The organism is Pseudomonas sp. MYb13, from assembly GCF_002980075.1.
In the GTDB taxonomy this organism is placed as follows: domain Bacteria; phylum Pseudomonadota; class Gammaproteobacteria; order Pseudomonadales; family Pseudomonadaceae; genus Aquipseudomonas; species Aquipseudomonas lurida.
Map to the genome: position 1 here is coordinate 40,170 of NZ_PCQI01000023.1, position 25,781 is coordinate 65,950.

The 25,781-nt window shown below is 61.5% G+C and carries 27 protein-coding genes, 1 tRNA gene and 1 riboswitch; of the genes, 16 read left to right on the forward strand and 12 right to left on the reverse strand.

The genetic code is table 11. The features are described 5' to 3' along the window. Nucleotides 1–3: 3 nt before the first annotated feature. Complete coding sequence (locus tag CQ002_RS26295) at nt 4–726, forward strand: BPL-N domain-containing protein (RefSeq protein WP_105162597.1); 723 nt, start codon at nt 4–6, stop codon at nt 724–726. Nucleotides 727–771: 45 nt separating this feature from the next. Here the strand turns inward: CQ002_RS26295 and solA are convergent, their stop codons facing one another. The 4 genes from solA to CQ002_RS26315 form a co-directional block, all read right to left on the reverse strand. Next, the gene (gene solA / locus CQ002_RS26300) at nt 772–1,944 is read right to left on the reverse strand and encodes an N-methyl-L-tryptophan oxidase (protein WP_105162596.1); all 1,173 of its coding nucleotides are present in this window, start codon (nt 1,942–1,944) and stop codon (nt 772–774) included. Nucleotides 1,945–1,986: 42 nt separating this feature from the next. Continuing rightward, nucleotides 1,987–3,234 carry a hypothetical protein gene (locus tag CQ002_RS26305; RefSeq protein WP_105162595.1) on the reverse strand — a complete coding sequence of 416 codons (1,248 nt, stop codon included), beginning with the start codon at nt 3,232–3,234 and terminating at the stop codon, nt 1,987–1,989. Between the two features lie 69 nt (nt 3,235–3,303). Continuing rightward, nucleotides 3,304–3,666 (reverse strand): hypothetical protein, encoded by a 363-nt coding sequence (locus tag CQ002_RS26310; RefSeq protein WP_034107668.1) that lies wholly within the window; start codon nt 3,664–3,666, stop codon nt 3,304–3,306. Between the two features lie 122 nt (nt 3,667–3,788). After that, nucleotides 3,789–4,484, reverse strand: coding sequence for a DUF1963 domain-containing protein (locus CQ002_RS26315; protein ID WP_105162594.1), 696 nt, complete (start codon nt 4,482–4,484; stop codon nt 3,789–3,791). A 244-nt stretch (nt 4,485–4,728) separates the two neighbouring features. On the opposite strand from CQ002_RS26315, the gene CQ002_RS26320 reads away from it, so the two are divergent. The 7 genes from CQ002_RS26320 (at nt 4,729) to CQ002_RS26350 (ending at nt 8,573) form a co-directional block, all read left to right on the forward strand. After that, nucleotides 4,729–4,962, forward strand: a complete 234-nt coding sequence (locus tag CQ002_RS26320; RefSeq protein WP_034107666.1) for a hypothetical protein — start codon at nt 4,729–4,731, stop codon at nt 4,960–4,962. A gap of 79 nt (nt 4,963–5,041) precedes the next feature. Next, nucleotides 5,042–5,605 carry a nucleotidyltransferase family protein gene (locus CQ002_RS26325; protein ID WP_034107664.1) on the forward strand — a complete coding sequence of 188 codons (564 nt, stop codon included), beginning with the start codon at nt 5,042–5,044 and terminating at the stop codon, nt 5,603–5,605. A gap of 311 nt (nt 5,606–5,916) precedes the next feature. Continuing rightward, nucleotides 5,917–6,357: a TspO/MBR family protein gene (locus CQ002_RS26330; protein WP_034107663.1), complete on the forward strand. Its 441-nt coding sequence runs from the start codon at nt 5,917–5,919 to the stop codon at nt 6,355–6,357. Beyond that, nucleotides 6,357–7,301, forward strand: coding sequence for an alpha/beta hydrolase fold domain-containing protein (locus CQ002_RS26335; RefSeq protein ID WP_105162593.1), 945 nt, complete (start codon nt 6,357–6,359; stop codon nt 7,299–7,301). Before CQ002_RS26330 ends, CQ002_RS26335 begins: the two co-directional genes overlap by 1 nt. Before the next feature lie 36 nt (nt 7,302–7,337). Further along, nucleotides 7,338–7,796, forward strand: a complete 459-nt coding sequence (locus CQ002_RS26340) for a GNAT family N-acetyltransferase (RefSeq protein ID WP_105163151.1) — start codon at nt 7,338–7,340, stop codon at nt 7,794–7,796. Between the two features lie 58 nt (nt 7,797–7,854). Beyond that, nucleotides 7,855–8,079 carry a hypothetical protein gene (locus CQ002_RS26345; protein WP_034107655.1) on the forward strand — a complete coding sequence of 75 codons (225 nt, stop codon included), beginning with the start codon at nt 7,855–7,857 and terminating at the stop codon, nt 8,077–8,079. After that, nucleotides 8,076–8,573, forward strand: coding sequence for a GNAT family N-acetyltransferase (locus CQ002_RS26350; protein WP_105162592.1), 498 nt, complete (start codon nt 8,076–8,078; stop codon nt 8,571–8,573). Before CQ002_RS26345 ends, CQ002_RS26350 begins: the two co-directional genes overlap by 4 nt. A 25-nt stretch (nt 8,574–8,598) precedes the next feature. Here the strand turns inward: CQ002_RS26350 and CQ002_RS26355 are convergent, their stop codons facing one another. From CQ002_RS26355 to CQ002_RS26365, 3 genes are read right to left on the reverse strand one after another with little or no spacing between them, the layout of a single operon-like run. Next, on the reverse strand, nt 8,599–9,363 hold the full coding sequence (locus CQ002_RS26355; protein WP_034107652.1) for an ABC transporter ATP-binding protein: 765 nt from the start codon (nt 9,361–9,363) through the stop codon (nt 8,599–8,601). Next, nucleotides 9,360–10,364, reverse strand: coding sequence for an iron ABC transporter permease (locus CQ002_RS26360; protein ID WP_034107651.1), 1,005 nt, complete (start codon nt 10,362–10,364; stop codon nt 9,360–9,362). Before CQ002_RS26360 ends, CQ002_RS26355 begins: the two co-directional genes overlap by 4 nt. After that, the gene (locus CQ002_RS26365; protein WP_069077850.1) at nt 10,361–11,371 is read right to left on the reverse strand and encodes an ABC transporter substrate-binding protein; all 1,011 of its coding nucleotides are present in this window, start codon (nt 11,369–11,371) and stop codon (nt 10,361–10,363) included. The genes CQ002_RS26360 and CQ002_RS26365 overlap by 4 nt, the downstream gene beginning before the upstream one ends. A 115-nt stretch (nt 11,372–11,486) precedes the next feature. Further along, a riboswitch (cobalamin riboswitch) is annotated at nt 11,487–11,682 on the reverse strand. A gap of 103 nt (nt 11,683–11,785) precedes the next feature. Between CQ002_RS26365 and CQ002_RS26370 the strand changes: the two genes are divergently transcribed. After that, complete coding sequence (locus tag CQ002_RS26370) at nt 11,786–12,229, forward strand: hypothetical protein (protein WP_034107647.1); 444 nt, start codon at nt 11,786–11,788, stop codon at nt 12,227–12,229. Between the two features lie 644 nt (nt 12,230–12,873). Here CQ002_RS26370 and CQ002_RS26375 read toward each other — a convergent pair. Beyond that, complete coding sequence (locus CQ002_RS26375) at nt 12,874–13,800, reverse strand: DNA/RNA non-specific endonuclease (RefSeq protein WP_105162591.1); 927 nt, start codon at nt 13,798–13,800, stop codon at nt 12,874–12,876. Nucleotides 13,801–13,930: 130 nt separating this feature from the next. On the opposite strand from CQ002_RS26375, the gene CQ002_RS26380 reads away from it, so the two are divergent. Further along, nucleotides 13,931–14,992 (forward strand): M4 family metallopeptidase, encoded by a 1,062-nt coding sequence (locus CQ002_RS26380; RefSeq protein ID WP_105162590.1) that lies wholly within the window; start codon nt 13,931–13,933, stop codon nt 14,990–14,992. A 14-nt stretch (nt 14,993–15,006) separates the two neighbouring features. Continuing rightward, entirely contained in the window at nt 15,007–15,312 is a 306-nt protein-coding gene (locus CQ002_RS26385; RefSeq protein WP_034107641.1) for a protealysin inhibitor emfourin, read from the forward strand. Nucleotides 15,313–15,315: 3 nt separating this feature from the next. Here CQ002_RS26385 and CQ002_RS26390 read toward each other — a convergent pair whose 3' ends face one another. After that, the gene (locus CQ002_RS26390; protein WP_105162589.1) at nt 15,316–16,515 is read right to left on the reverse strand and encodes an MFS transporter; all 1,200 of its coding nucleotides are present in this window, start codon (nt 16,513–16,515) and stop codon (nt 15,316–15,318) included. Nucleotides 16,516–16,626: 111 nt separating this feature from the next. Here CQ002_RS26390 and CQ002_RS26395 point away from each other — a divergent pair, with 111 nt between their 5' ends. Next, a complete protein-coding gene (locus CQ002_RS26395; protein WP_105162588.1) occupies nt 16,627–17,535 on the forward strand; it encodes a LysR family transcriptional regulator in 909 nt (302 codons plus the stop codon). Between the two features lie 31 nt (nt 17,536–17,566). On the opposite strand, the gene CQ002_RS26400 is transcribed toward CQ002_RS26395, so the two are convergent. Further along, entirely contained in the window at nt 17,567–18,949 is a 1,383-nt protein-coding gene (locus tag CQ002_RS26400; protein ID WP_105162587.1) for an aldehyde dehydrogenase family protein, read from the reverse strand. A gap of 103 nt (nt 18,950–19,052) precedes the next feature. On the opposite strand from CQ002_RS26400, the gene CQ002_RS26405 reads away from it, so the two are divergent. Continuing rightward, nucleotides 19,053–19,922: a LysR family transcriptional regulator gene (locus CQ002_RS26405; RefSeq protein ID WP_034107632.1), complete on the forward strand. Its 870-nt coding sequence runs from the start codon at nt 19,053–19,055 to the stop codon at nt 19,920–19,922. A 34-nt stretch (nt 19,923–19,956) separates the two neighbouring features. Here the strand turns inward: CQ002_RS26405 and CQ002_RS26410 are convergent, their stop codons facing one another. Together CQ002_RS26410 and CQ002_RS26415 are read right to left on the reverse strand one after the other, a co-directional pair. Then, complete coding sequence (locus CQ002_RS26410; protein WP_017847720.1) at nt 19,957–20,166, reverse strand: hypothetical protein; 210 nt, start codon at nt 20,164–20,166, stop codon at nt 19,957–19,959. Nucleotides 20,167–20,320: 154 nt separating this feature from the next. After that, nucleotides 20,321–21,517, reverse strand: a complete 1,197-nt coding sequence (locus CQ002_RS26415; protein ID WP_105162586.1) for an amino acid aminotransferase — start codon at nt 21,515–21,517, stop codon at nt 20,321–20,323. Between the two features lie 344 nt (nt 21,518–21,861). Between CQ002_RS26415 and uvrB the strand changes: the two genes are divergently transcribed. The 3 genes from uvrB to CQ002_RS26430 all read left to right on the forward strand — a co-directional run bounded on the left by uvrB (nt 21,862) and on the right by CQ002_RS26430 (nt 25,780). Next, on the forward strand, nt 21,862–23,877 hold the full coding sequence (uvrB, locus tag CQ002_RS26420) for an excinuclease ABC subunit UvrB (RefSeq protein WP_010209048.1): 2,016 nt from the start codon (nt 21,862–21,864) through the stop codon (nt 23,875–23,877). Between the two features lie 198 nt (nt 23,878–24,075). Further along, nucleotides 24,076–25,557 (forward strand): glutamate--tRNA ligase, encoded by a 1,482-nt coding sequence (gene gltX / locus CQ002_RS26425; RefSeq protein ID WP_025856465.1) that lies wholly within the window; start codon nt 24,076–24,078, stop codon nt 25,555–25,557. A gap of 147 nt (nt 25,558–25,704) precedes the next feature. After that, a tRNA-Ala gene (locus CQ002_RS26430) sits at nt 25,705–25,780 on the forward strand. Nucleotide 25,781: the final 1 nt, after the last annotated feature.

Below are 25,781 nucleotides of genomic sequence, written 5' to 3' on the forward strand. Positions count from 1 at the left end.
GCCATGAACCTGCGAGCTATTGCTACCTTGTTTGCCTTTGCCCTTTTGCTGCCGTCACCGGCCGAGGCCTCGGCGCCCATCACCCATGTCGCCATCTACCGTGGCCCGGCAGGCTGCGATGACTGTTCAGAAAACGTGGCAAAAGCCCTGGAGCGCATCAACCCCAACTACCGTATCGACTTCGTAGGCGCCGATGAGCCCATCGACATCACGCCGCAAACCCTGGCGGGCTACGACCTCTACGTGCAACCTGGTGGCGGCCAGGACATCCCCGGCGCCCTGCGCAGCCTGGGCGATGCACGCATTGAGGCGATCCGCGATTATGTCGCCAACGGCGGGCGCTACCTGGGCTTGTGCATGGGCGCCTACCTGGCGGATGACAGCAACCTCGGCCTGATCCCCCAGGACCTCGACGGCGAAGCCGGCCGCCCCGGTTTCGAAGTGCCCGACATTGCCGACGCCGCCGTGCAGGTCACGTGGGAAGGCAAGCCTGACCACGTGTTCTTCCAGGACGGCCCTTACTTCCCCAAGGTCGCGCCCAACAGGGTCATCGCGACCTACCGCAACGGCGACGTCGCGGCCGCGCGGTATACCTTCGAGAAGGGCGTGGTGATACTGAGCGGCCCACACCCCGAAGCCAGTGCACAGTGGTTCGAGAACGCTGAAATCCCGTTAAGCCAAATGCCCCAGCGCGACCTGTTCGGCTCGCTCATACGCCACTTCTAGTCGCCACCCAGCGTGGGGCGAGCCCGCTCGCCGCGGCAGGGCCGTTCACCACAAAGGTCTTAAGCGCTGCAACGAAAACGACGACAGATCCAGCTCGCTCGTGCCCCGTATGCACCACTGCGCAAAAGCCTCGCCCAGCGCCGCCGAATGCTTGAAGCCATGCCCCGAACACGGCGACACCACCAGGGTGTGTTGCAGCGTCGGGTGTTTATCGATGATGAAATGATGGTCCGGCGTCACGGTGTAGGCACACACCGCCGACTTGACCACATTGGCCGTCAGCCCGGCGATACGGCCCTGCACGTGCTGTTCGTACATCTCCCGCGCCTGTGCGGGCGAGACCGTGCGGTCCAGCGTCTCTGGCGTGGACACGGTGTGGTACTGCGCCGTGGCCAGCTTCAAACTGCCCTCGCCGGGCAACGCCGGGAAACCGTAGTTGGTATGCGCCTCGCCCGGGCCGTGGGTGAAGATAAACGTGGGTGACGCCCCAACCAGCGGCGCATCCGGTTCCAGCTCGAACCAGAACAGTTGCTGCCGATACACCTTGAGCAACCGGTCAAACGGTGCCCCCAGCAGATCGCCTGCCCAGTTACCGGCGCTCATCACCAGCTTGTCGGCCTGCAAGGTGCGCCGGTCGGTGGTCACCGTCACGCCATGTTCATCCGAGCGGATATCGGTCACGGTCTCGCCTTTGTACAGCGTCGCGCCATGTTGCTCGGCCAGGCGCAATTGCACTTCGATGCAGCGCTCGGGCCGCACGAAGCCGCCGGCGGGCTCGTAGTAGCCGATGGCGTTGTCCGCCACCTGGGCAAATTGGGGAAAGCGCCGGCGAATCTGCACAGCGTCCAGCACTTCGTGTTCGATCCCGTAGGTCTGCGCCAGGCCGATGGTGCGCAGGGTGAAGTCGCTTTCATCGCTGGGGTCGAAGCCCTCGTGGGAGGTGAGTACCAGCAAGCCGGACTGTTCGAACAACGACTCCCCCGACAAGGCCTCCAGCTCTCGCCAGATGCGATGCGAGTTGCGCACGATGGGCACGTACTGCGCCCCTTCACCCACCGACAGCCGCGTGATTCGCGTATCGCCGTGGCTGGAACCGAAGGTATGAGGCGGGTGATGGCGGTCGATGCCGGCGACCTTCACGCCCGCTTTGGCCAGTTGGTACACCGTGGCGGCACCCATGGCGCCCAGGCCGATGACCAGTGATTCATAACGTTCCATCGTTAATACCTAATTGAGAAGCTTGTTTGGGAAAACGCCCCGTCAGCGCACCACGTCCAGCGTCTGGATTTCATTCACATAGTGGGTCTGGCTCGACGTCGACTCCAGGGTCAGGGCGACGCCCAGGTCCTCGATAAACGCACGCGAGGACGTATAGCCGTCCTGCTCGCAGGCCAGTCGGATGGCATCGCCCGTCAACGACGCAAACACCTGGCGCGCCGGGAAACGTTCGCCCACCTTGCAGGTCAAGGTAGTCTCGGTCGGTTTGTCGGTGGGCTTGACCGGCACATTGGCCATCTTCAGGTGGGCACTCAAGATCTGGCCCGGCGCCCAGCTCGTCGGTAGTCTTACCTCGGCCTCGCGGGTCTGCAGCACCTGGCCTTCGCCCACACCGTTCATTTTCGATTTCAGCTGGATCAGGTCCGCCAGCATTAAACGGTCCACATTGAAGGCGGTGCCATAGGCTTCATTCTTGACCAGCAAACCGTCCTCAGCCTTGAACCGGATCGTGATCGGCGCGTCCTTGCCCGCGCCATTCTTCGACAGGTAGGTGTAGCTCAACGTCTTGAACCTGGGCTGCAACAGCGGCGCGTCGAGGCCCTGGAGCACATTGGGCGGCACAGGCACATCGGCGAGATTGGTTTCGGCCACCGTGCGCGGGTAATCAACCGGCGCAATGTCCGGCCGCAGCAGTGCCACCAACCCGGCATTCACGCCACCCTGCACCGAACAGCTCACACGGGAATGCTTGCCCTCCGGCTCCACGATCAGCACACGTTCCACATTGCGCAGCCCCGGTGCCTTGCCCGGCATCGGCTTGATCGACTGCCAGCTATTGCCCACCTTCAGCTCGCTGCGCGTGTATTGTCCCTCGCCTTTTTGCAGCGCACCGGGTGGGTCCAGCAACGCCGCGAAGCGCTGGGCGACTTCATCAATATTGCCGTCCACCGTGAAACCCCAGAAATAATAGAGGCCCAACGGCCCTAGATCGCTGACTTCATCGTTGTAGGACAGCAGCTTCAAACCCGCGATGGTCGGCGCGCTCACCGGCACCGCAGTGGCCATGGGGTCGGTGCGGTCGCGCACCGCGATCCAGGTGAAGTCCTTCTCCTGCTTGAGGGGCGCGTAGGCTTGCCAGGCGTCGCGATGGGTGTTCAGGCTGCTGAAGAAGCTGGCATCGCAACGGGTGAAGGCCTTGAGGGTTTCTACCCGTGCGGCGTCATCGGCCCGGGCTATCGAAGGCAACAGCACGGCAGACGCGAGCAGGGCAGCGGAAAGCGGCAACTTCATGGGACGGGATTTCCTTTTCAGCGGGCGGAGAGCAGGGCGAGGCATTATCCAGCAGTTCGGCGCCAGGCTCTAGTTGGCGGAGCGGGTCAGGCGCAAACGCCAATTACCGCCGTGCTGGGTTTGGCAGGCTTCTTCGCAGTCAAGTTGAACGCAGCGCTGCAACGGCACGGGTGGGATTTCTGCATCGTGCAGGGCGGCGGCCGTGAGTTCGCGCAGGCGAGCGTCCAATCCTGTCGCCACGGCATGCTCCTTGTTCGCGCGGGTGTCGAAGATCCAGGTGATGCGCAGGCTATGAGGGAAGTCAGCGTAGTTGACCGTATGCGTCAGCCATTCAAACCCCGGGATTTCAGCCTTGGCCGTTTCGCACGCCTCAGTCAGTGCAGCGACCAGTTGGCGTTCAATACCGGCGATTGCACGTTTGGACAGGGCCATGTAAAGCTCCGAATGCAGACAAGCGCCGCAGATTAAAGGTAGGAGTCGTCGAGCTTAGGCGAGGCTGCGAAAGGATCACCTCGGTGTCCTTGTAACCCCGCAGCCTGTGTATCGCATCTCGCTCAATAAAAATCATAATAAAGCGCCCATTCGCCCGTGATGCGGTGCTTCCAGAACATCAAGCTCCCGTTATCCACTACATTCAGCTGGATTTTTGCATCCGACGAAATCTGGAACACAAACTCAAACCCTTCGCCTGGATCGACACCCGACTGGCAGAACGACGGATAGCCGCCGAGCTTATGCTCATAGGTGTGGGTCACCAAGTCGTAATAACTCTGTATCACCCCGGCGCGTTCCAGGTGGAGTATGTGCTGCTCAAGCTCAGCAGGAACGCCGCCGCCATCCCACAACGGGTAATCCTGCGGCACGTGTTCCGTCTTCAAGGGAAACGGCTTGAGAAACGCACCCGGTACCGGCAGGGTTTTACGCACCAGCACATCGTCCGGCCCGTATTCGCGTATCAGCCAGTTATCCCCCATGGGTTCAAAATGCTCGGGGAACGGGTTCGACACAAACAGCGTCAACACCCGAACCCCCTCCAGTGCCGGGCTGTTGAAGGGCAGGGCGGGCAAGTAGAACTGCGCGTAGGGCAGCAACGTTTCCCCGGCCTTATTGGTGGGGATGCCTTCATCGGCGCGGAACAGAAAGACGTTACCCAGCCAACTCTCTTCATCGGTGCCCGCAGGGCGAAAGCCGCCGGCGATGAGTTTGAGTGCTGGGCGAGCCAGGCGTTGTTTGATGTCGTGGATATCCATGGGGGGTGTAAACCTTCCTTGCATCCAAGGGATAGAACCCACGTTACAAGAATTTGCCTCGTATTGATGCCTTCTACGCTGGCAACTTTCTGCTGTCGCAGGGTATGCAGTTAATCCCGTGTAACCCTGGCATAACCATTTGCTTCTTGCCGAAAGCGGACCGTTTCAGGCCAAACAGGTCTACCATGCCACCCCCGGCAGTGGTTTCACGCGCTACCGATCTCATTCTCCCAAGGTATCGCCTATGTCCATCGACCAGATTTCCCTCCCTAAAGGTGTCGGCCCTCACGCCACCAAGCTTTTCGACGCCATCACCGGCGCTTCCACCCACGAAGAACTCAACCGTGCTGGCGGTAAGGCTGAAGGTTTTGTACTGGGGCTTGAGGCCACCAAGGCGATCAAGAGCCAGATCGCCGAGTCGTTGTATGTGGTTTACGATGACGCGGCGACTCACCGTGCGGGTGAGCTGAAGGGCTGATGTTCAGCGTCCAGAGGGTCGACGCTTACCCAGGAGTCAATTAAAGATCACCGTCTGGTCTTTTCGCAAAGGAGCGCACATGGCATTGACCGTTAAGACCCTGCTCAACCTGGCCATGGCCAACCCCATCAACGCCGAAATCACCGCGCGCCTGCCCGACCTTGGTGTGGACCAGTGCTTTCTCACGGCGGGCTGCCTGTTCCAGGCGGTGTGGAATCATCAGTCGAATTTGCCTGCGGCCCAGGGCGTCAAGGACTACGACGTTTTCTACTTCGATACGGACCTTTCCTACGAGGCCGAAGATGCGGTGATCCGCTCCGCTGAAACGCTGTTCCAAGACCTGGGCGTGAACGTCGAGGTGAAGAACCAGGCGCGGGTGCACCTTTGGTACGGTCAGCGGTTTGGCCGGCCTTACCCGCAGTTGCACACCGCCAAGCAGGGCATCGACCGTTACCTGGTGGCGGGTACGTGCATCGGTTTGGAGATTGCGACGGGCGAGGTGTATGCGCCCTATGGGCTGGAGGATGTGGCGCAGGGCGTGCTGCGTATCAACCCGCTGCATCCGGAGCGGGAGCTGTTTGCGCGCAAGGCCACCAGTTATCAGGCGCGGTGGCCTTGGTTGAGGATTGTGGCGCCTGACTAGCGTGAGTATGGCGGTGATGCCTGCACGGTGTGGGTCGGTAGGGCGTGGCGAACCCTTCGCAGCCTCGCTGGGGCTCGACAGCTCCCACAGTTGATCGTGGTCACGGCTGAAATCCCATCGTTAGACACACTGGAATGCAGCAGCACAGCAGCCCCCCGTGTGGGAGCTGTCGAGCTTCAGCGAGGCTGCGAAAGCGGTAGGTCAGGCGATAAAGATACCCCGCACTGCCAGTGCCCACCGGTAGATCGGCAGTGAACTTTTACCCGTGTGCGACACGTCCAAGCATTGAAATGCTCAACCAAGGACCGACCATGACTTTCTTCATCTTCCTGCTTGCCTGCATCGCCGCTGCCAGTACCGGCATTATCTTCAAACCCGGCGCCTGGTATGAATCCCTCGTAAAGCCCAGCTTCACCCCACCCAATTGGTTATTCCCGGTGGCGTGGACGATTATCTACCTCTTGCTGGCCTGGGCCGGTTATCGCCTCAGCCTCATCCCGGGCAGTGAGGTGGTGTTGGCATTGTGGGCAGCGCAGATTGCGTTGAACACGCTGTGGACGCCGGTGTTCTTCGGTGCCCATCGTATCCTCGCCGGGATGGTGATTATCGCGGTGCTGTGGGTGACCGTGGCGGCGATGGTGGTACTGGCGGTGCGCCTGGACCTGATCACCGGCTTGATCCTGTTCCCTTACCTGGCGTGGCTGTGTGTGGCGGCGGCGCTGAACTTCTCGATCCTGCGGAATAACCGCTGATGGCCCATAAACCCTGGCCTGCCAGTGAGCCTGAACGGGCCGAGATGCGCCGCTTCAACCAAAAGCTCGCCTGGATGCCGCGCTTTAAAATCCGTAATCGCATCACGCCGCGCTTGATCCAGGCATTGCTGCGCGCCAGTCAAAAGATCAAGCGCTCGCCCGTGGCTGAAAGCCGACTCGTAGGCTCTGTACCCGTGCGCATCCTGCGGCCGAGCGGCAAGCCCCAGGGCGTGGTGTTGGATATCCACGGCGGTGGCTGGGTGATCGGCAATGCGCAGATGGATGACGACCTCAACCTGGGCATGGTCAACGCCTGCGACGTGGCGGTGGTGTCGGTGGATTATCGGCTGGCGGTCGACACGCCGGTCGAGGGCCTGATGGACGACTGCCTGGCGGCGGCGCGTTGGTTGCTCACCACTGAAGAGTTTGCTGGCCTGCCGGTGATCGTGGTCGGCGAATCGGCCGGCGGGCATCTGGCGGCGGCGACGTTGCTGGCGCTCAAGCAGTGGCCGGAGCTGCTCCAGCGTGTGTGCGCAGCGGTGTTGTATTACGGCGTCTACGATTTGACTGGAACGCCGAGCGTACGCGCGGCGGGGCCGCAAACATTGCTGCTGGACGGGCCGGGCATGGTCGAGGCGCTGCGCATGCTGACGCCGGGGTTGAGCGATGACGAGCGTCGGCAGCCGCCGTTGTCACCCCTGTATGGTGACTTCAGCGGCATGCCGCCAGCGTTGATGTTTGTCGGCGAACTGGACCCGTTGAAGGATGACACACTGTTGATCGCAGAGCGGTGGCCTGGCGCTGAGGCACATCTGTTGCCAGAGGCGGCGCATGGGTTTATTCATTTTCCGGTGGTGATGGGGGCAGCAGTGCTTGCCTACAGCCGCGAATGGATAAGCCGTCGAGTGAGTGGGGCAGTACTCAGTCTTCCAGCGTCCAAGTAGTCTTACGCCTCTTCAAACCAAGGAAAGCACGTGCCCGTGAACGCATTGACCCTACGCCCGGCGCGTGTGACCGACCTTCCGTCAGTCTACCGAGGGGAGTTGGCCTACATCCAGCAATGGGAACCCACTCACGAAGCCGGTTGGCGCTCGCAGGTGGAGCGCAACCTCGCGCTGTGGGTGGACAACTTCGAGCGGTTGACGGTCGCTGCGCTGGACGGGCAGTTCGTCGGTTATTCGCTCTGGAAACCCGAGGAAGGCTTCGCCGAGCTTTACACGATCAATGTCAGCGAAGCTGAGCGGCGCAAGGGCATCGGTCGGGCGTTGCTGGAGGCGTATGCGGTGGCGGCGAGGGACGGTGGCTGCACGCATTTGAGTTTGAGCGTGCGCCCCGACAACCCAGCCCGGCTGATGTATGAGCGCGCAGGGTTTGTACAGGTGGGGACCGGTTCTCATGGCTATCTTCATTATGAACGAGCGGAGGGCCTGGGAACTTAAAACCTGATCAAGTGGTCAGGTTGATCAGTTGCTCCTCTCCCTCAACAAGGACTTCCCCATGCGCGAATACACCCTCGACTACCGGTTCAACGACGAACCCCGCACCCATGTGTTCGAACTCAAGCAACCCGAGTTGGCGATGCATGAAGCGGCGTTGCACTTGCTGCAGTTGCATTTTGGCGATGCGGAGAATGGCTTGATCCTGCCGCCTGCTGATGCGACGCCGGAGCAAATTCTGGAGCAGGCGCAGGTGGTGGGGATTACGCAGATCGAGGTGGCATGAGCCCAAGGCCGATCATTCAGGCGGTCACGGCTGCGGATATCCCAGAGGCGCTGGCGTTTGTGCTGGCGGCCCGTGCCGAGCTGTTCCCCACGCTCAGCGCGACGGGGATGCCGGCGGACCTGGCGCATTTCGAGGCGATCTATCTGCACGGCGATGGGCGATTTCTTGTCGCGCGTGATGAGGGCCAGATCGTCGCTGCCATTGGTTATTTGCCCTATGACGGGCGTTTCCCGCAGTTGAATTACCAGGGCCTCAAGACGGTGGAGGTGGTGCGCCTGTTTGTGCGGCCGGCGTTCCGTCGCTTTGGCTTGGCGGGCGAGCTGTACCGTGCGCTGGAGGCGTTGGCCACAGCGGATCGGGTAGCGGCGATGTACCTGCACACCCATCCGTTTTTACCGGGAGCGATTGATTTTTGGCTTCGCCAGGGCTTTGAAGTGGTGGACGTGGAGGCGGACCCAGTGTGGCGCACGACGCATATGCAGCGTTGCCTCTAACACCATACCCTCACGAATATCCTGATCAGTTCGGACGCAACCGCAGTATCTGCGCGCCATCAAATGGGTCTGTCAGGTAATGCGCCTGCACCCCGAAGGTTTCCTGCAAGCGCTGCGGTGTCAGCACCTCCAGCGGTTTGCCCAGCGACACCAGCCGCCCGTGATCCAGCACCGCCAAGCGGTCACAGGTCAGCGCCTGGTTGAGGTCATGCAGGGCAATCAAGGTGGTGACGGGCAAGCCCTGCACGCCTTTTAGAATCCCCAGTTGGTGCTGGATATCCAGGTGATTGGTCGGCTCATCCAGCAACAGAATCTGCGGCCGTTGCGCCAATGCGCGGGCGATGTGCACACGTTGGCGCTCCCCGCCCGAAAGGCTGCGCCAGGCGCGTTGGCTCAGGTGGGTGGCGTCGACGTCATGCAAGGCCTGTTTCACGATGGCGTCGTCTTCGCTGGACCAGGGGCTCAGTGCCGACAACCACGGCGTACGGCCCAGGGCCACGGCGTCGAACACGCGGATGGCGTCGTCGGTGTCAGCCTGCTGTTCCACCACCGCCAGTTGCTGCGCGATGGCGCGGCGCGACAGCTTGCCCAAGCGCTGGCCACCCAATAACACCTCGCCGGACGCCGGTGTGCGCAAGCCGGCGAGCAACTTGAGCAGGGTGGATTTGCCGGAGCCGTTCGGCCCGACGATACCGAGGGTTTCGCCCAGGTGAACCTCCAGGTGGATGTCGCGCAGCAGCTCGACCTCGCGCACCTTGAAACCCAGGTCCGTGCAGCTCAGCACCGTCATCGCGCGTTTCTCCGGCCGATCAGGATCAGCGCAAACACCGGCGCGCCGACCAGCGCAGTGACCACGCCGACCGGTATCACCTGGCCCTTGATCAAGGTGCGTGACAGCACATCCGCCGCAATCAAAAACAGCGCGCCACCCAAGGCACTCGCCGGCAGCAAGCGCGAATGCCCGGTGCCAAGCAGCAGGCGCACGGCGTGGGGAATCACCAGCCCGACAAAACCGATGGAGCCGACAATCGACACCATCACCGCTGTCACCAGGGCTGCGCAGCCTACCAGTACAAACTGCACGCGGCGCACCGGGATGCCGAGGGATGCCGCCGAGTCGCTGCCGAAGGTGAACGCATCCAGCGCGCGACGGTGCCACAGGCACACGGCCAAGCCAGCGACAGCCACCGGCACGGCCAGCCACACCGAGGGCCAGCGTACGCCGCTGAGGTTGCCCAGCAGCCAGAACATGATGCCGCGCGCTTGCTCGGAGCTGGCCGACTTGGTGATCAGGAACGCGGTGAGCGCATTGAACAGCTGCGAGCCGGCGATGCCCGCGAGGATGATCTGGCCGGTGCCGCTGGCCGAACCACTGGCACGCGCCAACAGGATCACCAGGGCAAATGCTGCCATCGCGCCGACAAACGCGCCGGCCGACAACGAAATCAAGCCGCCGCCCACGCCCATCAACGCCACCAACACCGCGCCGGTCGAGGCACCGGCGCTGATGCCCAGCAGGTACGGATCGGCCAGCGGGTTGCGCAACAGCGACTGCAGGATCACCCCGCAGGTCGCCAACCCCGCACCGCAGGCGGCGGCGACCAGGGCGCGCGTGAGGCGGTAGTTCCACACCACGCCTTCATCGATGGGGTCGAGCACGTAGCCGGCCGCCCACAGTTTGTTGGCGAGTACCTGGAGCACGACCTGCGGCGAGATGGCGGTTTCGCCGATGGCCACGCCAGCGAGTACGGCGGCGAGGAGCAGGGCCAGGGCGAGCAGGGTACGCATCATTTCGGCAGGTCGTAGCCGTCGATGGCCGTGGCCAGTTGTTCAAGGCCATCGAACATGCGGATGCTGGCCTGCAACGCCAGGGCGTCGAGGATGATAATGCGGTTGTTTTTCACCGCGTCCATGTTGCGGGTCACCGGGTCGCTGCGCAAAAACGCCAGTTTCTTTTCATGGTCGTCGGCGGGGTAGCGGCGGCGGTCCATGCGCGCGATCACCAGGAAGGTCGGGTTGGCCTTGGCAATGGTTTCCCAGCCGACGGCGGGCCACTCTTCATCGGACTGCACCACGTTGGACAGGCCGAGGGTTTGCAGCATGAACTCCGGAATGCCTTTGTGGCCGGCCACGTAAGGGTCGCTGGCCATCTCCGAACTGGAGAACCACACTAGCGCGCTGGCCTGCTTGAGGCCTTTGCCCTGTGCCGTGGCGACGGACTTGGCCAGGCGGGCCTTGAGTGCGTCGTTCAACTGCAAGCCACGATCCTGTACATCGAAAATCTGCGCCAGCTGGCTGATGCTCTTATAAATAGTCTCGATGTGGAACGGCTCCAGTCGCGTGCCGTCAGCGCCTACCAGGTTGTCCTTGCCTTCGCAGTCGGAGGGCAGCAGGTAGGTGGGAATCTTCAGTTCATGAAATTGCTCACGGGTGCCGACCACGCCTTGTGGCCCGACCACCCATTCCAGCTCGGCAGCCACCAGTTGCGGGCGCTTGGCGATCACAGCCTCGAAGCTCGGCTCATTATTGGCCAGGCGCTCGATGCTGTCGTTCTGCGCCTTGTATTGCGGCAACACGCTGTTGAACCACAGCGAGGTGCCCACCACCTTGTCGCCCACGCCCAGGGCATACAGCATTTCGGTGGCGGCCTGGCCGATGGTCACGCTGCGGGCAGGGGCTTGCTGGAAGGTGAGGGTGCTGCCGCAGTTTTCCACCGTCAGCGGGTAGTGGGTGGGTGCAGCGTGGGCCAGGGCACAGAAGCCAATGCCGGTAAGCAGGGCGGTAACGCGTGGCAGCATGGAGCAATCTCCGAGTGAACCGTACGTGGAACTGGGGAGGTACGGTTCGGAAATACACCCTCGAGCGCTGTGGTTGAGGCAGGCAAGCGTGTCCTTCCCGGACACCCCGCCGGTTAGTGATTGAGCGTGAGCCGGCAGGTCTCCTGACTGATGCATCGTCGCCAGGCTCCGGCCTTCCCGGACAAGGTCCAGTGGCATCAAGGAGCAGGCTCAGCACCTACAGTTGCGGGGGCAGTTCCGATTGGCGCGAGGGTACGGCGCTTCGGATTCCCTATTAGTCCCGTTTGGGAACCGGCGCGGTATGGTAGTCGATCGCGAGGTTTAACGGGAGGCCGTGAAGCCAACGGTAGCTCTTTGATGGTGGGGCTTCTATGATGCGCAGCCAATGGATCGCTTTATCACAAGGAATACACAGTGAAATCGTTCGTCGCGCTCGCCCTCGTCGCCACCCTCGCCGGTTGTGCCGCCCAAGGTAAATCTGAACAACAGATTCTTGACGAGGCCGCCACCGCCTATGTCAAGTCGATGCCGGCCGGGTCGGACAAACTCCGTTTGCACTCGATGAGCATCCCCAAAAGCGGGATGTTCGGCGATACCCTGGCGATTTCCATGGCCGGTGAGCAAAACGCCGCCTACCTCAGGGGAGAACTGCTCGATGCCAAGCGCTTGGGCGATGTGTTCTTTTTGATTATCGGTGCCAGCACGCCGGTTGATGTTGCCGTGATCAGCAAAGCCGTTGAGGGGCAGGACTTGAAGGGGATGCAGATTTATTACTCGGGCACTGATGCGCAGAAAGACAAAGTGCGTGCGGCGGTCGAGAAAACCCAGGCGCAGTTTCATTACATCAATGCGCAATGAGGGCCCGCCTGTTGCCTCGCCTGCTGCCTGTCACCCTGCGATCCTGAAATGTGGGAGCGGGCTTGCTCGCGAAGGCGCCCTGACAGCCAACCACTCTCTACCTGTCATCCCGCGATCTAACTGTGGGAGCGGGCTTGCTCGCGAAGGCGCCCTGACAGCCAACCACTCTCTTCCTGACACCCCGCGATCTAACTGTGGGAGCGGGCTTGCCCGCGAAGGCGGGCCTGACAGCCGACCTGGATGTTGGATCAGACGGGGTACATATCCATTTCTGCGGTAACGGCTGCTAGGGGTTCCGCTCTTACAGCGGGTCACTTTGGAAAAGCCCCAAAGTAACCAAAAGGCTCTTGCCCCAACACTCGGCACCTCGCTCACGCTCGGTGTGCCCGTAATCCGACAGTGATTTGGGGGGCCGCCGCCACGCGCCCTCCATGGCGCGGGGCGGCTAAACCGGCATCCCTGCCGGTTTACCCCCCAAATCCCTATCGAATTCCGGCCAGCGTGTTTGATGGGGCGCCTGAAATCAAAAGCAAGATCAAGATCAAGATCAAGATCAAGATCAGATCAAGAGCGGGTCGCTTTGCATCGTGGTTAGCGATGGTTGTCGACGACGCTTAACAGGTGGGTGCTGTTTGAAGCGCTGGTCACAGACGAATGTCTTCGGGGCCTTGTATCAGTGCTTCAATTCGTGTGCCGGTGGCGCGTTCTTCGTTGCTGAAACCGTCGTAGTCGGCGAGGTTGGCGAAGCGGATGCCGGTCAGGCGTTCTATCTGGATCACGCTGCGCTGGTAGGTCCTGAGCTGGCCGAACACCAGGTCCAACTGGCCGAGCTCGCGGCTCTGGTCAATCATGTAGGCACTGGCAGAAGGCTTGCCGTCGTCGCTGAGGTAGGCGACGACTTTCCAGAAGGCCGTCGGGATCTGTACGCCTCGGTACACACGGTCGTCGTCAGCGAACACCGGGCCGGTGAACACCGTGGCCCGGGCTTTCCAGCGTTGCGTGTTGTCGAGGATGTAGTCTTCGAGCTCCAGCCAGGTCTTCTGGTTGAACCCGCTCATCTGCGGCGAACAGTTGGTGAAATGAAAGGTGTCGACGTTGGCGGTTTGCGCCACGTCGCCCCAGTTCGGGTCTTGGCGGCGGACCAGGTGGCCGCGATCGAGGCCATTACTGGCATAGAGCGCTTCGCCCACCTGCGCATCGTTCGGCAGGCGACCGTCGTAGGCCCAGGTGTCGTTGCTGCGAATAATGTCCACGTGCTGGCCGCCGTCGATGTTGACGCCCACATACAGCGCAAGTCGCTTGGCGCGTGACATCGTTATCGAGAAGTGCGTGTAGTCCAGGCGCTGCTGTGTATCGCCCGCCAAGGCCTCCTCGACCGTGGGCCAGGGCACCCCGAAGCTGCCGAGAAAATCCTCGGCATAGCCGCCCCGGTCCTTCAAGTCTTTGGCCGAAGTGACACGGGGCGTCGTCGCTCGCGCCTCCAGTAGCGCAGGGCTCGGCGCGATCAATGGGCGCAGGTCGGCGAGCCTGGGGCGGTACGAAAGGTCGATTTTGGCTTTACGTGCTGGCATCGGTAAGTCCTCCTTGGATAAACACGACTGCAACATAAGTTAATGACAATTGATGATGCGCGTTAACCCCTGGGGACTATCCTCAAACGGTCACCCGGACGTTCACCACACGCCAACAGGGAGCCAGCCAATGTGTGATCGCCATTACCGTAACCCGATTTTCTGCCTGATACCGCCCTATATGCTCGACCAGATCGCGCGCAACGGCGACAAGGCGCAACGGGAGATCGCTTTGCGCACGCGCGCCAAAGACAGCACGTTCCGCTCGTTGCGCATGGTCGCCGTGCCCGCCAAAGGCCCGGCGCAAATGGCCCTGGCCATGGGCGCAGGCAAGCGCCGATCGATCTACAGCGCCAACGGCACCGATAGCCTGCCAGGCACGCTGATTCGTGGCGAAGGGCAGCCCGCCAGCGGTGATGCCGCAGTGGACGAGGCCTATGATGGCCTGGGCGCCACGTTCGATTTTTTTGACGAGGTCTTTGATCGCAACTCCATCGACGACGCCGGCATGGCACTGGACGCGACCGTGCATTTTGGCCAGGACTACAACAATGCCTTCTGGAACTCGGCCCAGATGGTGTTTGGCGATGGAGACGCGCAGTTGTTCAACCGCTTCACGGTGGCCCTTGACGTGATCGGGCATGAGTTGGCCCATGGTGTCACCGAGGACGAGGCCAAGCTGATGTACTTCAACCAGTCCGGGGCGTTGAACGAATCGCTGTCGGACGTATTCGGTTCCTTGATCAAGCAATACGCGCTGAAGCAACGCGCGCAAGACGCCGATTGGCTGATCGGCAAAGGGCTGTTCACCCAGAAGATCAAAGGCAGTGCCCTGCGCTCGATGAAAGCCCCTGGCACAGCGTTTGATGACAAGCTGCTGGGCAAGGACCCTCAGCCCGGGCACATGGATGATTTTGTGCAAACCTACGAGGACAATGGCGGGGTGCATATCAATTCAGGCATTCCCAACCATGCGTTCTACCAGGTGGCGACCAAGCTGGGCGGGTTTGCCTGGGAGCGCGCGGGGCGTATCTGGTATGACGCGCTGCGTGATGCGCGACTGCGGCCCAACTCCGGGTTTTTGCGTTTTGCTCGCATTACCCATGATGTTGCCGGCCGACTCTACGGCGCGAACAAGGATGAACAGAAGGCGGTCCAGGAGGGTTGGAAAGCGGTCGGCATTTCTGTCTGACGTGAGGAACAGCCATGCACATTTCGATCAAGGAAAACGGTGGGCCTGGGTTCTTTCCGGGCCTGGCCAAGCCGCAGACGGTGGAGCTGGACACGCTGCCCGAGCAGGACCAGCAGGAGTTGCGGCAGCTTATCGAGGCCTCTGACTTCTTTCAGCTGCCGCAAAGCAAAGCGCCCGAGCGCGGTAATCCGGGCGAGGTGCATTACACCCTGACGGTGACCGAGGGCCAGCGCGAGCACACCGTGTGCGTACTGGCCCCGGTGAAGTCGCAGGCGCTGGATGGGTTGGTGCAGTGCGTGCGTCGGCATATCCGCTGCTGAGGTTCAGGTGCGCGCGTTTGCAGTACTCGCCAGGGAAGCGCCCAGGCTGTATAGCAAACCGCCCGCGATCACGAACAGCGCCAGCATGTAGAACATGGAGTGGGCGGGCTGTGTCGACAGCACGATCCCGCACAGCACCGGCCCCAGGGCTGCGCCGACGTTGCCCAGGTTTTGCGCGCCGTAGTACATGCCTCGCAGAGGCTCGGGCGCGATGATGTCGATGAACATGTACTCGGCAGGGAACACGATGATCTCTCCCAGGGTGAAGATCGCCATGGACAACACCCAGAACATCAGCGAGTTGGACAAGCCAAACCCTGCCAGGCCGACAATGAACAGGCCCAGCCCTCCTGCGAGCCATAGGTGCAGGTGCTGATGGGTGATCCGCTTGCCGATCAGGTATTGCAGGCTGATCACCATCACCGCGTTGGTTGCCACCACACTGCTGATAATCCGGTACGCCGCCTCGGGTGTGGTGGTGACGACCAGGTATTGCGAGAGGTAAGCGGTGAACTGGCCAAACACCACGGCGCTGAGGATCCCGCCCAAGGTAAAGCACACAAGGCGGTAGTCATTGAGCAGTAATTTGCCCACCGCCAGGAACGGCGCGCCGGCTTGGCTTTCGTGGGTTGGCGCCCAATGCCTGTCGCCCCACACGGCATAAACGATAAAGAACCCCACCCCAAGCCCCGCCGACGCCAGGAAGGGCAGGCTGATGGCCAGTGTGGCCAGCCCTGCACCGAGGAAGGGGCCGACGGCATAACCGATATTGGTCAGGGTGTATTTGATCGAAAACGCTTCGCTACGCGCATCGACGGGAAGCAGCCGCCCAAACCCGGATTTGACCGCGATGTCGATCACGGCATACGCCAGGTTGATCGCGACCAGGCAGGTGAAGAATATCCACAGATCCTGCGTGATAAATGCCCCCAGAAACCCCAGGGTGAATACCGTGCAACAGCCCAGTATCAACCGGTAACCAGGCTGGCTGTCGACCAGAAAGCCGCCATACAGGCTCAACACTGAGCCGATGATCAGCGAACTGCCGATCACCAGGCCGATGTCGGCGACGCCCAATTCAAATTGGCCCGACAGGTAGATCACGAGATAAGGCAGGGTGATTGCCCTGGCGAGCGTTAACACGAGTGACGCACTCAGCAGCAGATTGACGGTCAAGGGGTAGTTTTTCAGCGTGGTCAGCATCCGAGCCTCAGTACCAGGGTTTAACGGTGACAGCTTACTGTTGAGCGCAGTTCTGATTTAGGATGCTTTTTACCAAGTAGCCTGAACTGAATTCACGAATACAGGACGTCCATGTTTTCTTCCGAACGCTTGAAAGGTATCGATGTGTTTGTGTGTGTCGCGGACTACGGCAGCTTTACTGCCGCTGCCGAGAAAATGAACCTGACCGCCTCGGCCATCAGTAAAAGCATCGCGCGATTGGAGAAACGCCTGGGGACTCGACTGTTCCAACGCACGACGCGGCGTTTATCCCTCACCGAGGCTGGCGTGGCGTTCTACCGTACCTGCACGGGCGTACTCGCTGACCTGGAGGACGCCGAGCTGTCGCTGCGCGCGGAGCAAAGTGAACCGCGTGGACATGTGCGCATTGACCTGCCGAGTGTGTTCGGCCGTGCCCAAGTGGTGCCGGCCCTGCTGCCTTTGCTGCAGGCGTTCCCGTCCTTGGTGCCGCACATGTCCTTCGGTGATGGATTCGTCGACCCGTTCAAGGAGGGCGTGGATGTGGTGGTGCGTGTCGGTGGTGCGGATATCTGGCCGGAATCGGTCGGCCAGCGGGTGCTGGCCCACGAATGGCATACCTTGTGCGCCTCGCCGGCCTACCTGGCGAGCCATGGGGTGCCGACGTCCGACAGTGAACTTGAGCACCATCGGTGCATCGCCTATGGCTGGGTGGACGGACGGGTCAGCCCGTGGAGCTTTGCGGGCGAACAAGGCACCCCGAGGCGCTGGCAGATGACGCCGCACCTGGTGATCGGCAATGGCGATGGCTTGATGCAGGCCGCGTTGGCCGGTTGCGGGATCGTGCAACTGCCGTCCTGGTTGATCCAGCAACCGCTGGAGGAGGGCAGGCTGGTCGAGGTCTTGCCGCAATTGGCCACCGAGGGGGCAGCTATCAGACTGGCCTGGGTTAAAAACCGCCAGGCGCTGCCCAAAGTCCGTGTGGTGCTGGAAGCATTGGTGGCGGGGCTCGGGAAGCGATAGCGTCCACCACTGCCCACGCCACCAAGGCGTCTTACTTGCGATCCAGCCACACCGTCTGTGCGTTGCAGAATTCCCGTACGCCAAAGTGCGATAACTCTCGTCCGAAACCGCTCTTCTTGATTCCACCAAACGCCACCCGAGGGTCGGAGACGCTGAAGGCGTTGACGAAGATGCCGCCGGTTTCCAGCTGGTCAGCGATATCGCGAGCCTTTGCCGGGTCGGTGGTGAAGATGCTGGCCGTGAGGCCGAACTCGCTGTCATTCGCCAGGGCCACGGCGTGGTCGGTGTCGCGGGCGGTGATGATCGAGGCGACCGGGCCGAACAGTTCCTGTTTGAACGAGGTCATCTGGTCGGTGACGTTGGCCAGTACGGTGGGTTCGTAATAGTTGCCGGCGCCTTGCACTTTATTGCCGCCCAACAGCAGGGTCGCACCTTCTTCCAGCGTGGCCTGTACCTGGTCGTGCAGCTCGTCGCGCAGGTCGAAACGCGCCATCGGGCCGATGTAGGTCGCGGTCGACGTCGGGTCGCCCATCACCATCGCACGGCTGGCTTCCAGGAATTTCGCGGTGAAGGCTTCCACCACGCCTTCCTCGATGATCAGGCGCTTGGCGGCGGCGCAGACCTGGCCGCTGTTCTGGAAACGACCGATCAGGGCGGCTTGCACTGCCGCATCGAGGTCGGCGTCGTTGAGCACGATGAACGGGTCGGAGCCGCCCAGTTCCAGCACGCATTTTTTTAGCGCGGCGCCGGCCTGGGAGCCAATGGCGATACCAGCACGCACGCTGCCGGTAAGGGTAACGGCGGCGATGCGCGGGTCTGCGATAGCGTTGGACACGCCGTCGTTGGTCACGTTGACTACTTCAAACAGGCCTTTGGCGAAACCGGCTTTGTGGAAGGCTTGCTGGATCAGGTAAGCGCTGCCCATCACGTTCGGTGCGTGTTTGAGCACGTACGTGTTGCCGGCCAGCATGGTCGGCACCGCACCGCGCAGCACTTGCCACACCGGGAAGTTCCACGGCATTACCGCAAAGATAGGGCCCAGCGGGCGGTACTCGATCTGGGCGCTGCCGTTGTCCACCAGGGTGGGTTCCGGCGCAAGCATGGCCGGGCCGTGGGCGGCGTACCATTCGCTCAGTTGTGCGCATTTTTCGATTTCGGCACGGGCCTGGGCGATGGGTTTGCCCATTTCCAGGGTGATCATCTGTGCCATGTCTTCGCCTTGCTCGCGCAGGGCGCAGGCCAGCGCCAGCAGCAATTCGGCGCGCTGGCTCACTGGCTGGCGGCGCCACGTGCGGAAGGCGCTGGTGGCGCGGTCGAGGGCGGCGTCCAGTTGCTGCTCGGTTTCGTAGGGATAGCTGCCGACCGTCTCGCCGTTGGCTGGGTTGATGGAGAGGGCGTGGGTAGTTGCGTTCATGGCACCGTCCTGCTGAAGGGTTGAGTTGGGTTCAGCGTACGGGGCTGTATATTTTCTGGAAACTGAATAATATTAAGCAATACATTCACGATTGGAGAATGACTTGGATCTGGTGCAGCTGGAAATCTTCAAGGCCGTTGCCGAGCAAGGCAGCATCAGCGCCGCCGCGCAGTTGATTCATCGGGTGCCGTCAAACCTCACCACGCGGATCAAGCAGCTTGAGCAGGACCTGGGCGTGGACTTGTTTATCCGCGAGAAAAGCCGCCTGCGCCTGTCACCGGCCGGGTGGAATTTCCTCAGCTACGCGCGGCGCATCCTCGACCTGGTGCAGGAAGCCCGGGCGACGGTGGCGGGGGAGGAGCCCCAGGGCGCGTTTGCCCTTGGTTCGCTGGAGAGCACCGCTGCCGTGCGCATACCTGCGTTGCTGGCGGCGTATAACCAGAAGCACGCCAAGGTCGAGCTGGACCTGAGCACCGGGCCCTCGGGCACCATGATCGAAGGTGTCTTGTCGGGGCGGCTGACGGCGGCCTTTGTCGACGGGCCGGTGCTGCATTCCACCCTGGAAGGCGTGGCGGTGTTTGAAGAGGAAATGGTGGTGATTGCGCCGCTGCATCACGCGCCGATCAACCGCGGCCAGGATGTGAATGGCGAGAACATCTACACCTTTCGCTCCAACTGCTCGTACCGGCATCACTTTGAGCGCTGGTTTTCACAGGACGGCGCGGTACCGGGCAAGATCTTCGAGATCGAGTCCTATCACGGCATGCTTGCGTGCGTCAGCGCCGGGGCGGGGCTGGCGCTGATGCCGCGCAGCATGCTGGAGAACATGCCGGGGTTCGCGGCAGTGAGTGTGTGGCCGCTGACGGATAACTTCCGGATCTTGAATACCTGGCTGATCTGGCGGCGAGGTACGGTGTCGCAGAGTTTGAACTGTTTTGTGAAGTTGCTCGAAGAGCGTGTCACTCCCCTGTAGGCGCTGGCCAGCCAACGCCTGCAGGGAGGCGTTGTCAGCCGCCAAATTGCAGGGTACCCATTGCCAGTTTTGCCATGATTGCCGTCGCGCCCAGTTGCACCAGCCACAAGGCCAGGCCACCGAGAAACACCCCCAGGGCCACTTGCAGCACCAGGCTCTTCTGGCGCTTGGCTTGCGGTGCGCGTGGGGTGAAGTGGTCCAGCTCGTCGCGGTCGGCACGCAGGTCCAGGTCGTCGTTTCTCATAGGTTACTCATAGGGATAATGGCGGAACACTCTATCTGTAGGAGCCCGGCTCCTACAGGATCGTCGTTTGAATTCAGTCTAGGGGAGCGGGGCGTTTTCCGACAGGCATAAAAAAAGGGAAGCCGTGGCTTCCCTTTCCGCAGCGCCGCCAGGCTTACAGCACCTGGACAATCGCCTTTGTGACTGCACCAATGTTCGACTGGTTCAACGCTGCCACGCAGATACGCCCGGTATCCAGCGCGTAGATGCCGAACTCGCTGCGCAAGCGGGTGACTTGCTCAACCGTCAGGCCGGAGTAGGAGAACATCCCGCGCTGGCGGCCGACGAAGCTGAAGTCGTGGTCCGGAGCAGCCTTGGCCAGTTCGGCTACCATCTGCTCGCGCATGCCACGGATGCGCAGGCGCATTTCAGCCAGTTCGGCTTCCCACTGGGCGCGCAGCTCAGAGTTGTTCAACACGGCGGCCACGATGGCCGCGCCGTGGGTCGGCGGGTTGGAGTAGTTGGTGCGGATCACGCGCTTGACCTGGGACAGGATGCGCGCGCTTTCTTCCTTGGACTCGCTGACGATCGACAGTGCGCCTACGCGCTCGCCGTACAGGGAGAACGACTTGGAGAACGAGCTGGACACAAAAAAGGTCAGGCCCGACTCAGCGAACAGGCGAACCGCTGCGGCGTCTTCGTGGATGCCGTCGCCAAAGCCCTGGTAGGCCATGTCGAGGAACGGCACCAGGTTCTTGGCCTTGACCACGTCCAGCACGTTCTGCCAGTCGGCCGGGCTCAGGTCGACGCCGGTCGGGTTGTGGCAGCAGGCGTGCAGTACCACGATGGACTGTGGCGGCAGGGCGTTGAGGTCTTCGAGCAGGCCGGCACGGTTTACATCGTGGGTAGCGGCGTCGTAGTAGCGGTAGTTCTGCACCGGGAAACCGGCGGTTTCGAACAGGGCGCGGTGGTTTTCCCAGCTCGGGTCACTGATGGCGACGACGGCGTCTGGCAGCAGCTGCTTGAGGAAGTCGGCGCCGATCTTCAGCGCGCCAGTGCCACCTACCGCCTGTACGGTAACGACGCGGCTGGCTTCGAGCAGGGGCGACTCAGCACCGAACAGCAGGGTCTGTACGGCCTTGTCGTAGGCCGCGATGCCGTCGATCGGCAAGTAGCCACGGGCGGCATGTTGCGCCACGCGAATGGCTTCCGCTTCGGCAACGGCACGCAAGAGTGGAATCTTCCCCTCCTCGTTGCAGTAAACGCCCACGCCAAGGTTGACCTTGGTGGTTCGTGTGTCGGCGTTGAATGCTTCGTTGAGGCCCAGGATAGGATCGCGTGGTGCCATTTCGACAGCGGAGAACAGGCTCATTTTTGCGGCAGCTCTATGGGGGAAGGGAGGGACGTGTCGCGCTCCAGCCGAATGCACTAGAGCGGTGCACAAACGGGGAGCTAGTATAGAGGCCATCACCGCCAAGGGCGACAGCCGAAACGGCTTTTCGGCCAAGTTTTTCGGTTTATTTGCCGACCGTTAGTCTTATTGCAACATTGATCCTGGACGGCAGGTGGGACGATTGCCTTGAAACCCGTCACATTCGCCACCACTTCTATGGCTATCATGGTTTTTTCCTACGGCCCGCTTTGAATCTTCGCGGGTGGTGGTCTATTTCGTCCTCGACGGGTTTACAGTCTGGGGGTGACTACACGAGGTACGTTATGTCGGATTTCCAACTCGTCACCCGCTTTGAACCCGCTGGCGATCAGCCAGAAGCCATTCGTCAGATGGTCGAGGGCATCGAAGCCGGCCTGGCCCACCAGACGCTGCTCGGGGTGACCGGTTCGGGCAAGACCTTCAGCATCGCCAACGTGATTGCGCAGATCAATCGTCCTACCCTGGTGCTGGCACCGAACAAGACGCTGGCGGCGCAGCTCTATGGCGAGTTCAAGGCGTTCTTCCCGAACAACGCGGTGGAGTATTTCGTTTCCTACTACGACTACTACCAGCCCGAAGCGTATGTTCCGTCCTCCGATACCTTTATCGAGAAGGATGCCTCGATCAACGACCACATCGAGCAGATGCGACTGTCGGCGACCAAGGCGTTGCTGGAGCGCAAGGATGCGATCATCGTCACCACGGTGTCGTGCATCTACGGCCTGGGCAGCCCGGAAACCTATCTGAAGATGGTGCTGCACGTCGATCGCGGCGACAAACTCGACCAGCGCGAGCTATTGCGCCGGCTGACGAGCCTGCAGTACACCCGCAACGACATGGACTTCGCCCGTGCCACTTTCCGCGTGCGCGGCGATGTCATCGACATCTACCCGGCGGAATCGGACCTGGAAGCGATCCGCATCGAGCTGTTCGACGATGAAGTCGAGAGCCTGTCGGCCTTCGACCCGTTGACCGGCGAGGTGATCCGCAAGTTGCCGCGCTTCACCTTTTACCCGAAAAGCCACTATGTGACCCCGCGCGAAACCCTGATGGGCGCCATCGAGGGCATCAAGGTCGAGTTGGCCGAGCGCCTGGAGTACCTGCGTTCCAACAACAAGCTGGTGGAGGCCCAGCGCCTGGAGCAGCGCACCCGCTTTGACCTGGAGATGATCCTGGAGCTGGGGTATTGCAACGGTATCGAAAACTACTCGCGCTACCTGTCGGGCCGTGAATCCGGCGCGCCACCGCCGACCCTCTACGATTACCTGCCGCCCGACGCGTTGCTGGTGATCGACGAGTCCCACGTCAGCGTGCCGCAGGTGGGCGCGATGTATAAGGGCGACCGTTCGCGCAAGGAAACCTTGGTGGAATACGGTTTCCGCCTGCCGTCGGCGCTGGATAACCGGCCGATGCGCTTTGATGAGTGGGAAGCCATCAGCCCGCAGACCATTTTTGTCTCGGCCACGCCGGGCAACTACGAGGCCGAGCATGCCGGCCGCGTGATCGAGCAACTGGTGCGCCCGACGGGCCTGGTCGACCCGGAAATTGAAATCCGCCCGGCGCTGACCCAGGTCGACGACTTGCTCTCGGAAATCACCAAGCGCGTGGCGCTGGAGGAGCGGGTGCTGGTCACCACGCTGACCAAGCGCATGTCCGAAGACTTGACTGACTACCTCGCCGACCACGGCGTGCGCGTCCGTTACCTGCACTCGGACATCGACACCGTGGAACGGGTGGAAATCATCCGCGACCTGCGCCTGGGCACCTTCGATGTGTTGGTGGGGATCAACCTGCTGCGCGAAGGCCTGGACATGCCCGAAGTGTCCCTGGTGGCCATCCTTGATGCCGATAAAGAAGGCTTCCTGCGCTCCGAGCGTTCGCTGATCCAGACTATCGGCCGTGCCGCGCGTAACCTCAATGGCCGGGCGATTCTCTACGCGGACCGCATTACCGGCTCCATGGAGCGGGCAATTGGCGAGACCCAACGGCGTCGCGACAAACAGATTGCCTTCAACCTGGAAAACGGCATCACTCCGAAAGGCGTGTTCAAGGACGTTGCCGACATCATGGAAGGCGCCACCGTGCCGGGCTCGCGCAGCAAGAAGCGCAAGGGCATGGCCAAGGCTGCCGAGGAAAGCGCCAAGTACGAGAACGAACTGCGCTCGCCGAGTGAGATCACCAAGCGGATTCGACAACTGGAAGAGAAGATGTACCAGTTGGCGCGGGATCTTGAGTTCGAGGCGGCAGCGCAGACGCGGGACGAGATTGGTAAGTTGCGCGAGCGGTTGCTGGCTGTTTGATTGGTAGAGGCAGTGATGGCCTCTTTGCGAGCAAGCCCGCCCCCACCTTGACTGATTCCCTACCAGGGAATGCGATGGAGTGTGGGAGCGGGCTTGCTCGCGAATGCAGGCACCTCGGTCTGCCAGAATCACCCAAGCTGGTGTTACCATTCGCCCCTTGTTTCAATTTTCAGTTTTATCGCCCATTCGAGACCTGCCATGACCACCGTCCGCACGCGCATCGCGCCATCGCCTACTGGGGATCCCCACGTCGGCACTGCTTACATCGCCTTGTTCAACTACTGCTTTGCCAAGCAGCACGGCGGTGAATTCATCCTGCGGATCGAAGACACCGACCAACTGCGCTCCACCCGCGAGTCGGAACAGCAGATCTTCGATGCCTTGCGCTGGCTGGGCATTACCTGGGCGGAAGGCCCGGACGTCGGCGGCCCGCACGGCCCGTATCGCCAGAGCGAGCGCAGCGACATCTACAAGCAGTACACCCAGCAACTGGTCGACATGGGCCACGCGTTCCCTTGTTTCTGCACCGCAGAAGAGCTGGACCAGATGCGCGCCGAGCAACAGGCCCGTGGCGAAACCCCGCGCTACGACGGCCGTGCACTGCTGCTGTCGAAGGAAGAAGTGGCCCGTCGCCTGGCCGCTGGCGAGCCTCACGTGATTCGCATGAAAGTGCCAAGCGAAGGCGTGTGCGTGGTGCCGGACATGCTGCGCGGTGACGTCGAGATCCCGTGGGACCGCATGGACATGCAAGTACTGATGAAGACCGACGGCCTGCCGACGTACTTCCTCGCCAACGTGGTCGACGACCACTTGATGGGCATCACCCACGTGTTGCGTGGCGAAGAATGGCTGCCCTCGGCACCCAAGCTGATCCTGCTCTACGAGTATTTTGGTTGGGAACAGCCGCAGCTGTGCTACATGCCGCTGCTGCGTAACCCGGACAAGAGCAAGCTGTCCAAGCGCAAGAACCCGACGTCGGTGACGTTCTACGAGCGCATGGGCTTCATGCCTGAGGCGATGCTCAACTACCTGGGGCGCATGGGCTGGTCGATGCCGGACGAGCGCGAGAAGTTCTCGCTGCAGGAAATGGTCGACAATTTCGACCTGTCGCGCGTGTCCCTGGGCGGGCCGATCTTCGACATCGAGAAGCTGTCGTGGCTCAACGGCCAGTGGTTGCGTGACCTGCCGGTCGAGGAGTTCGCCAGCCGTGTCCAACAGTGGGCGTTGAACCCTGAGTACATGATGAAGATCGCGCCGCTGGTGCAGGGCAGGGTAGAGACGTTCAGCCAGGTCGCACCGTTGGCCAGCTTCTTCTTTGCCGGGGGCGTCAACCCGGATCCCAAGCTGTTTGAATCCAAGAAGCTCTCGGGCGACCAGGTTCGCCAGTTGATGCAGTTGATCCTGTGGAAGCTGGAAAGCCTTCGCCAGTGGGAGAAGGATGCGATCACTGCAACGATCCAGGCAGTGGTGGAGTCCTTGGAGCTGAAGTTGCGCGACGCGATGCCGTTGATGTTTGCCGCGATCACCGGGCAGGCCAGTTCGGTGTCGGTGCTCGATGCGATGGAAATCCTGGGTCCGGACCTGACGCGTTTCCGTCTGCGCCAAGCCCTTGATTTGCTTGGTGGTGTGTCGAAGAAAGAAAACAAAGAGTGGGAAAAGCTGCTGGGCGCGATTGCCTGACTCAGCCGTTGTAGCGGTCAAACCCCGGTTTTCCGGGGTTTGAACGGTAAGTGATTGTTATCCCGGCAAAAAATTTTGGAAATTGTTGAAAATAAATTTGACACGTTTCCAAACCGCCATTAAGATTCGCCCCGTCCTCACCGATGAGGGGCTATAGCTCAGCTGGGAGAGCGCTTGCATGGCATGCAAGAGGTCAACGGTTCGATCCCGTTTAGCTCCACCAA

Excerpts from the sequence above, each read along its gene's own strand:
- CQ002_RS26295 (WP_105162597.1), top strand. The coding sequence starts at position 4 with ATGAACCTGCGAGCTATTGCTACCTTGTTTGCCTTTGCCCTTTTGCTG.
- solA (WP_105162596.1), bottom strand. The coding sequence starts at position 1,944 with ATGGAACGTTATGAATCACTGGTCATCGGCCTGGGCGCCATGGGTGCC.
- CQ002_RS26305 (WP_105162595.1), bottom strand. The coding sequence starts at position 3,234 with ATGAAGTTGCCGCTTTCCGCTGCCCTGCTCGCGTCTGCCGTGCTGTTG.
- CQ002_RS26310 (WP_034107668.1), bottom strand. The coding sequence starts at position 3,666 with ATGGCCCTGTCCAAACGTGCAATCGCCGGTATTGAACGCCAACTGGTC.
- CQ002_RS26315 (WP_105162594.1), bottom strand. The coding sequence starts at position 4,484 with ATGGATATCCACGACATCAAACAACGCCTGGCTCGCCCAGCACTCAAA.
- CQ002_RS26320 (WP_034107666.1), top strand. The coding sequence starts at position 4,729 with ATGTCCATCGACCAGATTTCCCTCCCTAAAGGTGTCGGCCCTCACGCC.
- CQ002_RS26325 (WP_034107664.1), top strand. The coding sequence starts at position 5,042 with ATGGCATTGACCGTTAAGACCCTGCTCAACCTGGCCATGGCCAACCCC.
- CQ002_RS26330 (WP_034107663.1), top strand. The coding sequence starts at position 5,917 with ATGACTTTCTTCATCTTCCTGCTTGCCTGCATCGCCGCTGCCAGTACC.
- CQ002_RS26335 (WP_105162593.1), top strand. The coding sequence starts at position 6,357 with ATGGCCCATAAACCCTGGCCTGCCAGTGAGCCTGAACGGGCCGAGATG.
- CQ002_RS26345 (WP_034107655.1), top strand. The coding sequence starts at position 7,855 with ATGCGCGAATACACCCTCGACTACCGGTTCAACGACGAACCCCGCACC.
- CQ002_RS26350 (WP_105162592.1), top strand. The coding sequence starts at position 8,076 with ATGAGCCCAAGGCCGATCATTCAGGCGGTCACGGCTGCGGATATCCCA.
- CQ002_RS26355 (WP_034107652.1), bottom strand. The coding sequence starts at position 9,363 with ATGACGGTGCTGAGCTGCACGGACCTGGGTTTCAAGGTGCGCGAGGTC.
- CQ002_RS26360 (WP_034107651.1), bottom strand. The coding sequence starts at position 10,364 with ATGATGCGTACCCTGCTCGCCCTGGCCCTGCTCCTCGCCGCCGTACTC.
- CQ002_RS26365 (WP_069077850.1), bottom strand. The coding sequence starts at position 11,371 with ATGCTGCCACGCGTTACCGCCCTGCTTACCGGCATTGGCTTCTGTGCC.
- CQ002_RS26375 (WP_105162591.1), bottom strand. The coding sequence starts at position 13,800 with ATGCCAGCACGTAAAGCCAAAATCGACCTTTCGTACCGCCCCAGGCTC.
- CQ002_RS26380 (WP_105162590.1), top strand. The coding sequence starts at position 13,931 with ATGTGTGATCGCCATTACCGTAACCCGATTTTCTGCCTGATACCGCCC.
- CQ002_RS26385 (WP_034107641.1), top strand. The coding sequence starts at position 15,007 with ATGCACATTTCGATCAAGGAAAACGGTGGGCCTGGGTTCTTTCCGGGC.
- CQ002_RS26390 (WP_105162589.1), bottom strand. The coding sequence starts at position 16,515 with ATGCTGACCACGCTGAAAAACTACCCCTTGACCGTCAATCTGCTGCTG.
- CQ002_RS26395 (WP_105162588.1), top strand. The coding sequence starts at position 16,627 with ATGTTTTCTTCCGAACGCTTGAAAGGTATCGATGTGTTTGTGTGTGTC.
- CQ002_RS26400 (WP_105162587.1), bottom strand. The coding sequence starts at position 18,949 with ATGAACGCAACTACCCACGCCCTCTCCATCAACCCAGCCAACGGCGAG.
- CQ002_RS26410 (WP_017847720.1), bottom strand. The coding sequence starts at position 20,166 with ATGAGAAACGACGACCTGGACCTGCGTGCCGACCGCGACGAGCTGGAC.
- CQ002_RS26415 (WP_105162586.1), bottom strand. The coding sequence starts at position 21,517 with ATGAGCCTGTTCTCCGCTGTCGAAATGGCACCACGCGATCCTATCCTG.
- uvrB (WP_010209048.1), top strand. The coding sequence starts at position 21,862 with ATGTCGGATTTCCAACTCGTCACCCGCTTTGAACCCGCTGGCGATCAG.
- gltX (WP_025856465.1), top strand. The coding sequence starts at position 24,076 with ATGACCACCGTCCGCACGCGCATCGCGCCATCGCCTACTGGGGATCCC.